Annotated in this window: 13 protein-coding genes (1 of these 13 cut by a window edge); 3 read left to right on the top strand and 10 right to left on the bottom strand. The window is 63.6% G+C overall.

The genetic code is table 11. The features are described 5' to 3' along the window. The 10 genes from feoB to Q4I12_RS10425 all read right to left on the bottom strand — a co-directional run. Window positions 1–506, bottom strand: the beginning of a protein-coding gene (gene feoB / locus Q4I12_RS10470) for a ferrous iron transport protein B (RefSeq protein ID WP_302261516.1). The gene continues 1,717 nt to the left of window position 1, outside the view; the window shows 506 of its 2,223 coding nt (coding positions 1–506); it begins with the start codon at window positions 504–506; the stop codon falls past the left edge of the window. Between the two features lie 115 nt (window positions 507–621). Beyond that, complete coding sequence (locus Q4I12_RS10465; protein ID WP_168936005.1) at window positions 622–897, bottom strand: DUF2325 domain-containing protein; 276 nt, start codon at window positions 895–897, stop codon at window positions 622–624. 212 nt (window positions 898–1,109) lie between these two features. Next, entirely contained in the window at window positions 1,110–1,877 is a 768-nt protein-coding gene (gene trpA, locus Q4I12_RS10460; protein WP_302261515.1) for a tryptophan synthase subunit alpha, read from the bottom strand. A 190-nt stretch (window positions 1,878–2,067) separates the two neighbouring features. Then, a complete protein-coding gene (gene trpB, locus Q4I12_RS10455; protein ID WP_204626237.1) occupies window positions 2,068–3,258 on the bottom strand; it encodes a tryptophan synthase subunit beta in 1,191 nt (396 codons plus the stop codon). A gap of 83 nt (window positions 3,259–3,341) precedes the next feature. Further along, a complete protein-coding gene (locus Q4I12_RS10450) occupies window positions 3,342–3,992 on the bottom strand; it encodes a phosphoribosylanthranilate isomerase (RefSeq protein ID WP_302261514.1) in 651 nt (216 codons plus the stop codon). Beyond that, window positions 3,982–4,797 carry an indole-3-glycerol phosphate synthase TrpC gene (locus Q4I12_RS10445; RefSeq protein ID WP_289616663.1) on the bottom strand — a complete coding sequence of 272 codons (816 nt, stop codon included), beginning with the start codon at window positions 4,795–4,797 and terminating at the stop codon, window positions 3,982–3,984. Before Q4I12_RS10445 ends, Q4I12_RS10450 begins: the two co-directional genes overlap by 11 nt. After that, on the bottom strand, window positions 4,787–6,379 hold the full coding sequence (gene trpD, locus Q4I12_RS10440; RefSeq protein WP_168936000.1) for an anthranilate phosphoribosyltransferase: 1,593 nt from the start codon (window positions 6,377–6,379) through the stop codon (window positions 4,787–4,789). Before trpD ends, Q4I12_RS10445 begins: the two co-directional genes overlap by 11 nt. Beyond that, window positions 6,360–7,802, bottom strand: a complete 1,443-nt coding sequence (locus Q4I12_RS10435) for an anthranilate synthase component I family protein (RefSeq protein WP_302261513.1) — start codon at window positions 7,800–7,802, stop codon at window positions 6,360–6,362. Before Q4I12_RS10435 ends, trpD begins: the two co-directional genes overlap by 20 nt. A gap of 236 nt (window positions 7,803–8,038) precedes the next feature. Further along, the gene (locus Q4I12_RS10430) at window positions 8,039–10,231 is read right to left on the bottom strand and encodes a glutamine synthetase III family protein (RefSeq protein ID WP_168935998.1); all 2,193 of its coding nucleotides are present in this window, start codon (window positions 10,229–10,231) and stop codon (window positions 8,039–8,041) included. Between the two features lie 28 nt (window positions 10,232–10,259). Next, complete coding sequence (locus Q4I12_RS10425) at window positions 10,260–10,682, bottom strand: FKBP-type peptidyl-prolyl cis-trans isomerase (protein ID WP_006004972.1); 423 nt, start codon at window positions 10,680–10,682, stop codon at window positions 10,260–10,262. A gap of 317 nt (window positions 10,683–10,999) precedes the next feature. Between Q4I12_RS10425 and lysA the strand changes: the two genes are divergently transcribed. The 3 genes from lysA to Q4I12_RS10410 all read left to right on the top strand — a co-directional run bounded on the left by lysA (window position 11,000) and on the right by Q4I12_RS10410 (window position 14,906). Continuing rightward, the gene (lysA, locus tag Q4I12_RS10420; protein WP_302261512.1) at window positions 11,000–12,280 is read left to right on the top strand and encodes a diaminopimelate decarboxylase; all 1,281 of its coding nucleotides are present in this window, start codon (window positions 11,000–11,002) and stop codon (window positions 12,278–12,280) included. Window positions 12,281–12,638: 358 nt separating this feature from the next. After that, complete coding sequence (locus tag Q4I12_RS10415) at window positions 12,639–14,015, top strand: MATE family efflux transporter (RefSeq protein WP_302261511.1); 1,377 nt, start codon at window positions 12,639–12,641, stop codon at window positions 14,013–14,015. A 15-nt stretch (window positions 14,016–14,030) separates the two neighbouring features. Continuing rightward, window positions 14,031–14,906, top strand: a complete 876-nt coding sequence (locus tag Q4I12_RS10410) for a DUF2156 domain-containing protein (protein WP_204626231.1) — start codon at window positions 14,031–14,033, stop codon at window positions 14,904–14,906. Window positions 14,907–14,910 lie beyond the last annotated feature (4 nt).

Genomic DNA, 14,910 nt, shown 5'->3' with positions numbered 1-14,910 from the left:
TGCTGCAGGCCTTCGCCGGTACGGGCCACGGCGGACACCACAGGGATGCCCATCATCGCGGACAGGCGCTCCATATCGATATGCACGCCGGCCTTGCGGGCTTCGTCCATCATATTGCAGACCAGCACCACAGGCAGACCCATCTCCATCATCTGTACGGTCAACAGCAGGTTGCGCTCCAGAGCCGAAGCATCCACCACGTTGATGACGGCCTGGACATCGCCGCTGCCCAGTTCGGCTCGGGCGACCAGCTCTTCCATGGAATAGGCGGTCAGTGAATAGGTCCCGGGCAGGTCCACCAGAGTGATGTCGGCGTTGCCGTGGCGCACATGGCCTTCCTTGCGGTCCACCGTGACGCCGGGGTAGTTGCCCACATGCTGCCGCGCGCCTGTATAGGCATTGAACACCGTGGTCTTGCCACAGTTGGGATTGCCTGCCAGAGCGATCCGCAACGCTCCCATGGTCATTTTCCCCTGACCACCATCAAACCGGGCTTCAGCACTCATTCCAAAAACTCCTCTTTGAGGCCTTGTGTGACTAATTGGCAAAACAAAGGTAAGGGTTCGAAAAAACGAATTTCATTTCCCGAACCCTACCCAACTTGAAAATGAATGTCAATATTTATGAAGAGAACAAACAATCCCGAAGACTGGACACACCGCAGGAGTGCACCAGATGGATGGGGATATTGCGGGAGCGGGCATGCAGCAGAGCCTTGCGCTTGGCTTCATGCGAGACTTTGTTGGTGAACACGATGATGGCATCAGGGTTGCCGATCTTGTCCATAAAATTCCGTTCGTTACGGCTGATGCATTTGAGGGTTGCTCCCCCCTGACGGGCAGCGGCGATATAGTCCTGCTTGAGTCTGTCCATTCCGCCGATGAGAGTGACGCACATATATGGCTCCTTATCTTGTTTTCACGCTCAGCCCCCACTTGCTGCAGATCCAACCTAATTGAAAACGAATTTCAATGTCAATAAAAAAATCAACAACTCCCTAAAAAAGGGGAGCCGTCCCTGCTCTGGCAGAGATGGCTCCTCTTTTCCGGTAAGGACAACACGCGATACCGCCCTCACCTAATTCTGAAAAAACAATATATCCCTATGTGTTACTTCCAGCGTGCAATAAATTCGGCCGCTGGTTTTCCGGCATCCAGATGCTTCAGCAGGGCACTGCCGAAGACCACGGCATCAGGCAGGGTGTCCGGCGGCAGCCCCTGCATCTGTTCCGGCTGCTCCAGACCGAAGCCCAGCGCCAGCGGCAGGCGGAACACGGAGCGGGCCCGCTGCAGGGTCTCGGCGACCTGCATCTCCATGCGGGCGCGCTGCCCGGTGGTCGCCATGGCCGAGACCACATAGACATAGCCTTCGCTGACGTCCGCATACAGGCGCATCCGTTCCTCCGGCGTATTGGGACCCACCAGAGCGATCAGGGCCAGGCCCTGTGCGGCGAAGATGCGGCGGATGTCCCCGGATTCCTCAAAGGGCAGATCCGGGATGATGAAACCATGCACACCGGCCTCGCGGGCCTCCACAGCCAGCTTTTCCAGACCGTATTGCAGGAAGGGGTTCAGGTAGCCCATCAGGACGATGCCCGCACGGAAGACACCGGCGCGCAACTTCAGCTCTTCCATGATCCGTTCCAGACAGACACCGTCGCTCAGCACCCGGCGCGAGGCCTCCTCCACCACTGGGCCGTCGGCCACAGGATCGGAAAAGGGGACACCGATCTCGATGATGTCCGCCCCGCTCTCGTCCAGTTCCACCAGAGCGGGCCAGAAGCGTTTTTCATCCGGGAAACCGAAGGTCACGAAGGGGATCAGGGCATGACGTCCGGCGGCACGGGCCGCACGGATCTTTTCTTCAAGGATATGCATGACGAACTCCCGGAGCGGCCGTTGACGACCACTCCCGTTATGGCTGTTGTTATGTGGCTCTCTGCCGGCTTTTCCCGAACGACAGCAAGGTATGAGGCTGTTTCCCCTCTCCACGCACGCGGGGGATGTACCATCCCAGCGCGGCTCCCCTGCCCGACCGTTGGCCGGAGGCTCTATTCCGCGGATGGCGCTAGCAGATGTCTCCGCTTTCCGGCAGGTTCAGGGCTTTGCGCACGATGGCCAAGTCCTTGTCTCCCCGGCCGGAGAGGTTGACCACCACCTTGCTGCCGGGCTCGAACTCTTCGGGATGATCCAGGACCCAGGCCAGAGCATGGGAAGATTCCAGGGCGGGCAGGATACCTTCGGCATGGCACAGCTTTTCAAAGGCGGCCAAAGCGCGGGCGTCACGGACCATCACATAGCGCACACGGCCCGTCTTGTGCAGGAAGGCATGCTCAGGCCCCACGCCGGGATAATCCAGCCCGGCCGAAACAGAGTGCGAAGGCTCGATCTGGCCGTCACTGTTCTGGAGCAGCATGGTACGGTTGCCGTGCAGCACGCCGGGGCTGCCCAGATTGAGCGGCGCGGAATTGAAGCAACCCGGCTCGCCCGTACCGGCGGCTTCCACCCCGATGATGCGCACGCGCTCGTCCTCCAGGAAAGGATGGAACAGGCCGATGGCGTTGGAGCCGCCACCCACGCAGGCCACCACGGCATCCGGCAGGCGCTGGGCACGGGCCAGCATCTGTTCCCGCACTTCCTGTCCGATGACCTGCTGGAACATGCGCACCAGCGTGGGGAAGGGGTGCGGTCCCGCAGCCGTGCCGAAGCAGTAATGCGTGGTCTGCTGGCTGACGATCCAGGCACGCAGGGCCTCGTTGATGGCATCCTTGAGCGTGCGCGAACCACTTTCCACCGGGTGCACGGTGGCCCCGAGCAGGCGCATGCGCATGACGTTGGGTGCCTGCCGCTCCACATCTTCCGCCCCCATATAGATGGTGCAGCTCATGCCCAGGCGGGCGGCCGCCACAGCCGTGGCCACACCGTGCTGCCCGGCGCCGGTCTCGGCCACCAGAGCGGTCTTGCCCATATACTTGGCCAGCAGCGCCTGCCCCAGGGTGTTGTTGATCTTGTGGGCGCCGGAATGCAGCAGGTCTTCACGCTTGAGCCACAGTTCAAAGCCCAGTTCTTCGGAAAGGCGCGGACAGAAGGTCAGGGGCGTGGGCCGCCCCGCATAATTGTGCAGCAGATCCTGCAACTCGTCCTGGAATTGCTGCGTCGGCATGATGTCCCGCATGGCGGCTTCCACTTCCAGCAGCGGCGGCATCAGCAACTCAGGAACGAAACATCCCCCAAATTCGCCAAAATAGCCTTTCTTCATGGTCGTTCTCCACTGTATCTGAACTGTATCGTATTTTATAACTTTTATCCGTCCGGCTCTCCAGCCCTGCCGGGATCAGGCCGTCAGGCCCGTCTGGAAGGATCTGCCGGAGCATCCCGGAAAACTTCTTCGACAAGGCGGGCCATATCCGTCATGGCCCGGGCATCCTTCTGCCCCGGCGCATCTTCCACGCCGGAATTGCAGTCCACGCCGTCCGGACGGCACGCCGTCAGCGCCTGACGGAAGTTGGCGGGCGACATGCCCCCGGCCAGCAGCCAGGGATGGGGCAGGTGCAGGCCGCCCAGCGTTTTCCAGGCCAGCGTGTGACCGCTGCCGCCGCCTGACCTGCCGGCATCCAGCAGGTACAGGGCACAGCTGTCGGCATACTGTCCCGCCGCGACTTCCAGAGCGGCCGTATCACCATACCGTTGCGGCCACAGCACCCGGATCACCCGCTCCGCACCCAGCTGACGGGCACAGTCCACGGACTGGTCTGCATGCAGCTGGGCCATGTCCAGTCGCGCCAGCCGCATGATGCGGGCTATCTCGTCACTGTCCTGCCCGGTGAAGACGCCCACACGCACCATGTCCCCGCTCTCCAGGCGGGAGACCGTCACGGCATCCACACAACGGGGGCTGCCCGCATGGAACACGAAGCCGCAATGCGTGGCCCCCAGCCGGGCTGCCAGCGTCACATCTTCCTGCCGCCGCAGACCGCAGAATTTAAGCAGCATGATGCCCGTCCTCCCGGCCGCGGAGCAGCCGCCGCAGCGCGGCACCGGGCTGCCCTTCCTGCATGAGGGCCGTCCCCACCAGAGCGGCGGAGAATCCGGCCCGGGCGGCTTCTTCCAGATGCTCGCGGCGATCCATGCCGCTGGCAGCGATCCAGATCTCGCCCCGTTCCGGCGGGCATTGCCGTGCCAGCTCCAGGCAGGCCTGTCTGTCCACCCGCAGCGTATCCAGATCGCGGGCATTGACCTGGATGATGCGCGCCCCGCTCTCCCGGGCCAGCACCAGATCCTTTTTGCCGCAGACTTCCACCACGGCCTGCATGCCGAGGCTTTCCGTCTGCTCCCGCAGACGGCGCAACAGCGCGGCATCCGGGGTAAGAGCCACGATGAGCAGCAGGGCCGCTGCCGGAGTGGCTGCCGTGGCCCGCACCTGCAACGGATCAAAGATAAAGTCCTTGCGCAGCAGGGGCGTCCCGGGGCAACAGGCAGCCGCCCGCCCCAGAAAATCCAGCTCACCGGCAAAAAAACGCCGTTCCGTGAGGATGGACAGGGCCCCTGCCCCGGCCGCCACATACTGCCGGGCAGCCTCTTCCACCGTCAGGCTGCGACAGATGGGCCCGCGGGACGGTGAAGCCTGTTTGAATTCCGCGATGACGGTCAGCGGCACGCCTGCCTCCCGTCGTTGCAGGGCCGCGATAAAATCGCCGCGCTGCCCGCTGAAGGGAACAGGCAGGGCCCCTTTCCTTTCCTGCTGCCGCAACCGTGCCACTTCGTCCGCCTTGGCCCAGAGGAAACGCTCAAGCAGCATGGAGGACCCTCCTTCCCAGACCGGCACGCACCGCTTCACGGGCACGGGCCATGCAGACATCCAGCGGCATCCCTTCTTCCATGAGGAAGATGGCCAGCCCCACATTGAGGGCCACCATGTCGCGCATGGGACGCGGGCCTTCGCCATCCAGCAGACGGCGCAGTACTGCCACAGCCTCCTCGCGGCTCTCCACCGCCAGATCCTCCGGCGTGCAGCTCTGGAAGCCGAAGTCGGCCGGATCCAGCTCCAGCGGCCGGACGCTGCCGTTGTGCAACAGCATGGCCGTGGCCGGGCCCATGGGCGTCAGCTCGTCATAATTCCCGGCCCCGCAGACCACCGCCGCCCGGTAAAGCGCGGACTGCGACAGGGTATCGGCCAGAAGGGGCACCAGCTCGGGCCGGGCAACCCCCATGAGCAGATGGCTGGGCCGGGCCGGATTGATCATGGGGCCCAGCAGATTGAACAGGGTACGCACCCCCAGCTCCTTGCGCAGCGGGCCGATATTCTTGAATGCCGGGTGGAAATGCGGGGCGAAGAGGAAGGCGAAGTTGCGTTTGGCCACCATATCCGCCACCGCCGCGGGATCGGTATCCAGCGGGATGCCCAGGCTCTCCAGGGCATCGGCACTGCCGCAGGTGGACGAGACAGCCCGGTTGCCGTGCTTGACCACCTTGTAGCCCATGCCTGCCAGCACCAGCGACGTCGCTGTGGAGCAGTTGAAGGAATGACGGCCGTCACCGCCGGTCCCCACCACATCGATGCACGGACCCGAGATGCCTTCCACGCGCACGGCTCGGGCCAGGGCAGCCCGGGTGGCGTGGGCCAGTTCCAGAGAGCTTTCTCCCTTCATGCGCAGCCCCATGAGGAAGCTCCCGGCCTGGGCAGGCGTCAGTCTGCCGTCCATGAGCGCTCCGAAGCTGCGGGACGCCATGTCCGCCGTCAGGTCTTCCCGCCGCGCCAGATGTTCCAGCACCTCGGCCATGCCGCCGTCCCGTCCCTGCCGGGGCAGGATGGCCTGCGGGAAATTGCCCAGCAGGCGCAGCCCGTCCGGCGTCAGGATGGACTCGGGGTGAAATTGCACGCCCACCCACGGCCTGTCGCGATACTGCAGGGCCATGACCTCGCCTTCAGGGGCGCGGGCCGTCACCGTGAACAGCGCATTGCCCTCCCCTTCTCCGGCATGGACCACCAGCGAATGATAGCGGGCCACCTTCATGGGATTGGGCAGGCCTTCGAACAGGCCGCTGCCGTCGTGCACGATCTCGGACTGCTTGCCGTGCATGATGCAGGGCCCCACATCCACCCGCGCCCCGGCATGCAGGCCCAGCAACTGATGGCCCAGGCAGACGCCCAGCACCGGTACATGGTGCGGCAGGCGGCGCAGGAATTCGGGGCAGAAGCCCGTCTGCGAGGGATGTCCCGGCCCGGGCGAGATGCAGACCATCTCCAGAGCGGGATCCGCGGCCATGTCCAGGATGGCGGGATCGTCGTTGCGCAGCACCACGGGCTCGTGCCCCAGGGCGTAGAACGCCTGGACCAGGTTGTAGGTAAAAGAATCGTAATTATCGATGAGCAGGAACATGGTCGTCACCCTCTTCAAGCACAAGGCGCATGATGGCTGATTTGTTGCAAACTTCTTTCCATTCCAGAGCGGCATCCGAGTCATGGACGATGCCGCCACCGGCCTGCCAGAACAGGCGCCCTTCGCGGCTCCACATGCTGCGGATGGCGATGCCCATGTCCAGATCCACGCTGTCCTTGTCCAGTCCCAGCCAGCCGATGCAGCCCGCATAGGGCCCGCGGGCACGACCTTCCAGGCTGCGGATGATCTCCATGGCCCTGACCTTGGGCGCCCCGCTCACCGTCCCTGCCGGGAAAGTGGCCGCCAGCACGTCCAGGGCATCCCGCCCGGGGGCCAGACGGGCCGTGACCCGGCTGGTCAGATGCATGACGTGGGAAAAACGCTCCACATCCATGCAACGCTCCAGGTTCACGCTGCCGGGCTGGGCCACCCGGCCAAGATCGTTGCGCCCCAGATCCACCAGCATCACATGCTCGGCCTGTTCCTTGGGGTCGCTGCGCAATTCTTCCGCCAGCCGGGCGTCTTCCAGATCGTCCCGGCCGCGACGGCGCGTTCCGGCAATGGGCGACAATTGCAGACGCCCCTTTTCGCAGCGCACCATGACCTCCGGCGAGGCCCCCCAGAAGCAGAAATCTCCCAGGCGCATGAAAAACATGTACGGCGAGGCATTGTAACGGCGCATGCGCCGGTACAGCACGAAGGGATCCCCTTCGCAGGCCACGGAAAAATTGACGGAAGGCACCACCTGTATGGCCTCGCCCTGGTGCAGCATTGCCTTGATCTTTTCCACCATGGCCTTGTAGCCGGCCTCTCCGGGATCGGCACGGACATCGCCGCGGACAGTGAAATTTCCTTCCGCCCCGCGGCTGCCCAGCACCTTTCGGTGTCCGCCCAGGCTGATCTGGCACAGCCTGTTGTACAGATGGTCGAAGACCAGCTGCGTCCCGGGCAGCACTAGCATGCTCTCCGCCTCTTCCGGCGGCATGACCGCGGCTAGACGGGGCTGGAACAGGGAGGCCATACCGAATCCCGCCCAGCCGTAGAGGGCACGGGTGATGGCCGGGAGCCCGTCGATCTGTGCCGGGGCCTCCAGGTGCAGGCCCTGCATCAGGCGGCGCAGGCCTTCCACGAAAGGCAGCCCCTGCAGGACGGCGAGAGGGGCAAGACGTTCGTCCTCGATGCGCAGATCCAGCCGCCCCTCACGGCAGCGGACATACAGGGCCATATCGCAGGCCAGGACGCTGTAGCGACCCCAGCGGCCGTCCACCTCCGCGCTTTCCAGCAGGATGCCGTCCTGCCGGCCCACCATGCCCAGATACAGGCTGATGGGCGTATCCATGTCGGCGGGCCGCCAGCGGGCCTGCTGCTGCAGGGAAACGAGAGGAGCATGGGAGGCCGCGTCGGGAAGTGTGGTCGTATTCATAGGGTCATTCCTTCAAAACATAAAAAAAAGCGCCGCTCCCCTGTGGGGGAACGGCGCTTGCGCAATGCATGTGACGTATCAATCGCAACAGGCTATGCCTGCACGTCCCCCGTACATTGACTCGCGCGCCACCAGAAGGTGCGGAAGCAGATGTTGGAGAAAGTGCACGACATGGAAATAATCCTGTTGGTTAAAAGTTCTTTGCGTAGAAAATCACAATTCTTTTCGGCTGTCAATTATTTTCCGAAAAGGATTTCCTGATAGCTGGGCAGATCCCACAGGTCATCGGCCACGCGGGTCTCCAGCAGGTCGGCATAGCGCCGCACTTCGCCCATGATGGGCAGCACTTCTTCGCAGTAGCGGGTGGCGCGGGCCAGGAAGTCGCCCTTGCCGTCCACACTGGCCAGCGTGGCTTCCAGGCTGCGGGTGGCATCCTGCAGGCCGCGCAGCTGCTCGGTGACCTCGTCCAACGTGATGGTACGGAAGTCCTTGCCGATGGCCTTCATGCGGGCCGCGGTCTCGGCCAGTTCGCCCTGATAACGCATGGCCGCGGGGAAGATGATGGTCCGGGCGATGCGGATGGTCAGGATGGCTTCGGTGCGTACGGTCTTGCAGTACTGCTCCAGATAGATGTCATAACGGGCCTTGAGCTCGGCACGGTTCAGGATGCCCAGACGCTCGTACAGGTCGATGACTTCGGGACGGATCAGCTCGGGCATGGCCTCGGGCGTGGTGCGCAGGTTGGACAGGCCACGACGTTCGGCTTCGGCATGCCAGATGCTGGAGTAACCGTCACCGTTGAAGATAACGGCGCTGTGCTCTTCGATGACATGCTGCACATAGTGCTGGATGGCCGTGTTGAGGTCCTTGCCGCGGGCCAGGTCGCCTTCCAGGAAGTCGGCCGCATGGCCCAGCGAATCAGCCATGATGGCGTTCAGGGCCGTGATGGAATCGGCCGCGGACTGGCTGGAACCCAGGGCGCGGAATTCGAAGCGGTTGCCCGTGAAGGCGATGGGGCTGGTGCGGTTGCGGTCACCGGGGTCGGTGGGCAGGGGCGGCAGGGTATCCACGCCCACGTTCATGACGCGGCCGCTCTTGCTGTTGGCGGCATCGTCGATACGACCGGCACGGAAGGCTTCGAACACTTCCGTCAGCTGATCGCCCAGGAAGATGGACATGATGGCCGGCGGGGCTTCGTGAGCGCCCAGACGGTGGTCGTTGCTGGCGCTGGCCACAGTGGCACGCAGCAGGCCGCCGAACTTGTGCACGGCGCGGATCATGGCCGCACAGAACACCAGGAACTTGGCATTGGCGTGCGGGGTCTCGCCGGGGTTGAACAGCGTGCCCAGCTCGGCATTGCCGATGGAGTAGTTCACGTGCTTGCCCGAGCCGTTGACGCCGTAGAAGGGCTTTTCGTGCAGCAGGCACTTGAGCCCGTAGCGTTTGGCCACGTTGCGCAGGGTGGACATGATGATGTGGTTGTGGTCCACGGCCAGGTTGCTGGCCTCGTACAGAGGCGCGATCTCGTACTGGCTGGGAGCGGCTTCATTATGGCGGGTGCGCACGGGCACGCCCAGCTTGTAGAGCTCGCGTTCCACTTCCATCATGTAGGACAGCACGCGCTGGGGAATGACCCCGAAGTACTGGTCACTGAATTCCTGGCCCTTGGCCGGACGGGCGCCGAACAGCGAGCGTCCTGCCACCTGCAGGTCGGGACGGGCGAAGTTGAAGTTGTGGTCGATGCAGAAGTATTCCTGCTCCAGACCGGCGTAGGAGACCACAGGCAGCTTGGTCTCGATGCCGAACAGCTTCAGCACGCGGCGGGCCTCACGGTTGAGGGCCTGGCCGGAACGCAGCAGCGGGGTCTTCTTGTCCAGGGCCACACCGGTCCACGAAAGGAACATGGTGGGGATGCACAGGAAGGTCCCGTTGGGGTTTTCCATGATGTAGGCGGGGCTGGTCACGTCCCAGGCCGTGTAGCCGCGCGCCTCGAAGGTGGAGCGAAGGCCGCCGGAGGGGAAGGACGAAGCGTCGGGCTCGCCGCGGATCAGCATGGCGCCGGAGAATTCGGCGATGATGCGGCCCTGGCCGTCAGGCATCAGGAAGCTGTCGTGCTTTTCCGCCGTCTGACCGGTCAGGGGGTAGAAGATATGGGTGAAGTGGGTGGCACCCTTTTCGATGGCCCAGTCCTTCATGACGGCGGCCACGGTATCGGCGATGCCGGGATCCATGCGTTCGCCGAATTCGATGGTCTTGTGCAGGGCCTTGTAGACATCCTTGGGCAGGCGTTCACGCATCACCTTGTCGGTGAACACGTTACAGCCGAAAATGTCGGTGGGCTTGGTATCGTAAAAGTTCAGCGGCGACGCTTCCGGCTTGTAGGTGGTGATGGCCTGAACGGCACTTCTGCGGGCGGAATTGCTGCTCATGAAAGCTCCCTTGTCAACGTCCGGGAACCTAGTTGACGCTGACGATTTCGATTTCGAAGGTCAGTTCCTTGCCGGCCAGGGGATGGTTGGCATCCAGGGTGATCTCTTCGTCCGTGACTTCGGTGATGGTCACGTCCATCTGGCCCTGTTCATTGGAAAGCTGCAGCGGCACGCCCACGGTCAGCGGGATATGATCGGGCACCTGGGCGCGGTCCACGGTGAAGACCAGCTCGGGATCGCTTTCGCCATAAGCCTGGGACGGGGGAATGGTGACGGTCACGGTCTCGCCCGCTTCGTGGCCCATGACGGCGGCTTCGAAGCCGGGGATGAGCATGCCTTTGCCCATGGTGAATTCCAGGGGTTCGCGTTCGCGGGAAGAATCGAAAACAGTGCCGTCGCTGAGAGTGCCGGTGTAGTGCACACGCAGGGTGTCGCCATTCTTGATAGCCATGGATACTCCGTATGATTCGGGCAAGCCCGGTTGATTACAAAAAAGAATGCGCGGCAAAGGGCCGCGTGAAAGGCTGGAACCCGGATGCCGTCAGGGCATTTTCCACCGGTCCGCTGTTTTGGAATAAAGCAGGGGGGCTGCCATGTCAATGCGGGCGGGCCCGCCCTCCCCTTGCGGCATGGCCCGGGCGGCCATGAAATCGTCCTTGCCGCGGGCCTGCCATCTTGACAGCCGGGGGAGGCAACAGCATATATTGAGCGCCCAAACAATTCCTGAGCCGGCCAGAGCCGGCAGCCTTTCAGACCAAGGAATCCCCTATGTCCCAGATCCGCTCCAGCTATACCGACAGTATCAATTTTTATGGTGGCCATTCTCCTCTGGATCTGGCCCAACAGTTCGGTACGCCGCTCTATGTCTATAATGAGACCGTGCTGCGCCAGCGCTGCCGCGAACTCAAGGCCCTTTCCTCCCTGCCCGGCTTTGGCGTCAACTATTCGGTCAAGGCCAACACCAACCCCGTGCTGCTGCGCATCATCCGCGAAGAAGGCCTGGTGGTGGACGCCATGAGCCCCGGCGAGCTGTACATGGACCAGCTGGCGGGCTTCACCGCCGACGAGATCCTCTACATCTCCAACAACATCTCTGAAGACGAGCTGCGCAATGCCGTCCGGCACGGCGTGCTGATCAGCGTGGATTCCCTTTCCCAGGTGGAGACCCTGGGCCGCGTCAATCCCGGCGGCAAGGTCATGGTGCGCTTCAACCCCGGTATCGGCGCCGGCCATCACGCCAAGGTCGTCACCGCCGGCAAGGAGACCAAGTTCGGCGTCTCGCCGGAACTGCTGGACGACCTGTTCGCCATCCTGAAAAAATATGACCTGCATCTGGCCGGCATCAACCAGCATATCGGCTCCCTGTTCATGGAGGCCGACGGCTACATCGCCGCTGCCGAGGTCCTGCTGCATTTGGCCGAACGTCTGCCCGCCGACGTGCTGGAAAAACTGGAAGTCATCGACTTCGGCGGCGGTTTCGGCATCCCCTACCACAAATACGAAGACCAGCCCCGTCTGGACATGGACGACCTGGGCAGCCGCCTGCACGGCCTCATCAGCGGCTGGGCGGAAAAGACCGGCTACACCGGCCGCTTCCTGGTGGAGCCCGGCCGCTATGTGGTGGCCGAATGCGGCGTCCTGCTGGGGAGCGTCAACGCCACCAAGACCAACGGTGACAGCCGCTATGCCGGTACCGACCTGGGCTTCAACGTGCTGGTGCGTCCCGCCATGTACGACTCCTTCCATGATGTGGAAGTGTACCGTCAGGGCGCGCAGGGCCCGGATACCGAGACCGTGGAACAGAGCGTCGTGGGCAACATCTGCGAAAGTGGCGACATCCTGGCCAAGAACCGCCAGCTGCCCCTGCTGCATGAAGGCGACGTGCTGGGCGTGCTGGACGCCGGGGCTTACGGTTTCGTGATGTCCTCCTCCTACAACCAGCGCTGCCGGGCCGCCGAGATCCTGATCCAGGCCGACGGCAGCGTGCGTCTGATCCGCCGCCGCGAGACCCTGGAAGATCTGGCCGCCTGTTACGAGGGCCTGCTGTAATCCTGGGCCGCCTGCCTGATTTCCACGAAGGGGGAAGGGGACTTTTCCAGCGGGAAAGCGCCCTCTTCCCCCTTCGAGTGCTTCGGCCAGCTACGATCGCTCCTCCTTTTTCCTTGCAGTGACGGCGTCCTGCCCTGCCCGGCAGTCCACGGGACCTGATCCCCCATCAGGGCCACAGTATTTGCACGTCGCCTGTCCCCAGCTCTGCCGGGGCGTACGACTCCCCGATACGCCGGTGCGCTGCCGTTCACGGCCTGCCGCCGGGCTGCCGGAGCAGGAAGCCTTCCCGGCCAGAGCCCCCTTGCTGTCCACCAACCTTTTCCGTGTCATCCGCACGCAAACATCTTTGGAACACCCCATGCCGGAACCGGATCTCAGCGTTTCTCCCCGTGCCATATGGAAGCTCACCTGGCCGCAGATGCTCATGATGTATCTGGTCTTCTTCATGGGCTTCATCAATATCTGGGTGGCCGGACGCATCAGTGCCGACGTGCAGGCCGCGCTCGGCATGGTCAATCAGTGCGGCCTGTTCCTCATGGTCGTGGCCATGTCCATGTCCAGCGGCGCCACGGCAGCGGTCAGCCAGTCGCTGGGGGCCAAGCGCATGCGCCGCGCCCAGCGCTATGTGGGCACCACCGTCCTGGGCAGCCTGCTGGCCGGCATCCTGGTGGCCCTGCTGGGCTGGCAGCTGGGCAGCCCCATCCTGCGCGTCCTCCAGGTCCCGGAGCGCATCCTGCCGGTCACCGCCGGTTTCTGGGACATCACCATGCTGGCCCTGCCCGCCCAGTATGTCTACGCCGCCACCGGCGTCATGTTCCGTGCCACCCGGCAGGTCCTGCCGCCGCTCTGGGTGGCGGCCACGGTCTGCATCTTCGACCTGCTGGGCTGTCTGGGGCTGGGCCTGGGCTGGTTCGGCCTGCCCTGCATGGGCTATATGGGCATCGCCTGGGCCAATGCCGGTGCCCAGTGTCTGGGAGCCGTGGCCAACTGTTTGCTGCTCTGCCGTGCCGGTTACCTGTGCCGCCGGGCCATGCCCACCACTCGCTGGCTGCGGGCCGGTCTGCCCTACCTGCTCAAGGTGGCCCTGCCTGCGGGCGCGGCCCAGATCGTCTGGCAGTCCGGCTATCTCATGCTTTTCGTCCTGGTGGCCTCCCTGCCTTTCGACAGCATCAACGCCCTGGCGGGCCTCACCGCCGGTCTGCGCATCGAGGCCCTGCTCTTCCTGCCGGGCATGGCCTTCAACATGAGCGTCTCCGTGCTGGTGGGCAACTGTCTCGGCATGGGCGAGCCCGCCAAGGCAAAGCGCGTCGCTCTGCAGATGATCGTCATCGCCTCGCTGGGCATGAGCGTCGTGGCGGCCCTGCTCTGGCCCTTCCGGGCCGAACTGGCGGCCCTGCTCTCCCACGAGGCGGGCACGCAGGCCCAGATCATCAACTATCTGACCTACAATCTGCTCTCCACGCCCTTTTCCATCGCCAGCACCGTCATGGGCGGCGTCATGGTGGGCGCGGGCGCCACACGCTACAATCTGATGGTCTACGGCGGCACCTTCTGGCTGGTACGTCTGCCGCTGGGCTGGCTGCTGGGCCATTGGCTGTGGGGCACGGCCTCCGGCGTGTTCCTGGCCATGCTGGTCTCGCAGTGTTTACAAACGGCCATCATGTTTTATGTTTTGCTGTACCGCGACTGGGCCCGCTTTGCCATGCGCGCCCGGCACCATCACGACAACAGATAACAACAGGTTCCCCTGATGAAGAATCTTTCTTTCACTCCCGTCACCCTGGACGGTCGTTCCGAATTCTATGAACTGTGGCACAAGACCCCGCGTCGTTCCCTGGACTACAGCCTGCCCAATATCTGGGGCTGGCAGCAGTATTTCGGCCTGCAGTGGGCCTTTGACGGCGATCTGTGCTGGCTGCGCCAGACCGTGCCCTTCGTCACCTACTGGGCCCCTGTGGGCGACTGGGACGCCGTGGACTGGGCTGCCAGCGGCATCGACGCCTGCCGCAGCTTCATCCGCGTGCCCGAAGAACTGCTGGAGCGCTGGCGCGCGGCCCTGCCGGACAAGGTCGAAGAGCATGATTCGCGCGGCCAGTGGGAATACCTGTATCTGCAGAGCGATCTGGCCACCCTGCCGGGCAACCGCTACCATAAAAAGCGTAACCACCTGCGCGGCTTCGAAAAGGCTTACGGAATCGACTACCGGCCGCTGGACGACGCCATGGTGGAAGACGTGCTGGGCCTGCAGGACGACTGGTGCCAGTGGCATGAATGCGAGGACTCCCCTTCCCTGCGTGCCGAGAACGAAGCCATCAACCGCGTGCTCTCCCACTGGGAACTTCTGGACGGCCTGTGCGGCGGTTCCCTGTATGTGGACGGCCAGATGGTGGCCTTCAGCGTGGGGGAAGCACTGGACGAAAAGACGCTGGGGGTCCATTATGAAAAAGGGCTCAACGGTTTCCGCGGCGTCTACCAGACCATCAATGCCTGCTTCTCCCGAGAGGCGGGCAACGGCTTCGAGCTGCTGAACCGGGCCCAGGATCTGGATGAAGAAGGCTTGCGCCAGGCCAAGATGACCTATCTGCCGACGGACTTTCTGCGCAAGTATCAGGTGAGCTTCAAATAAGGGG

It is taken from the genome of Desulfovibrio piger (assembly GCF_951793255.1).
In the GTDB taxonomy this organism is placed as follows: domain Bacteria; phylum Desulfobacterota; class Desulfovibrionia; order Desulfovibrionales; family Desulfovibrionaceae; genus Desulfovibrio.
This window is presented reverse-complemented; position numbering and strand designations above follow the sequence as displayed.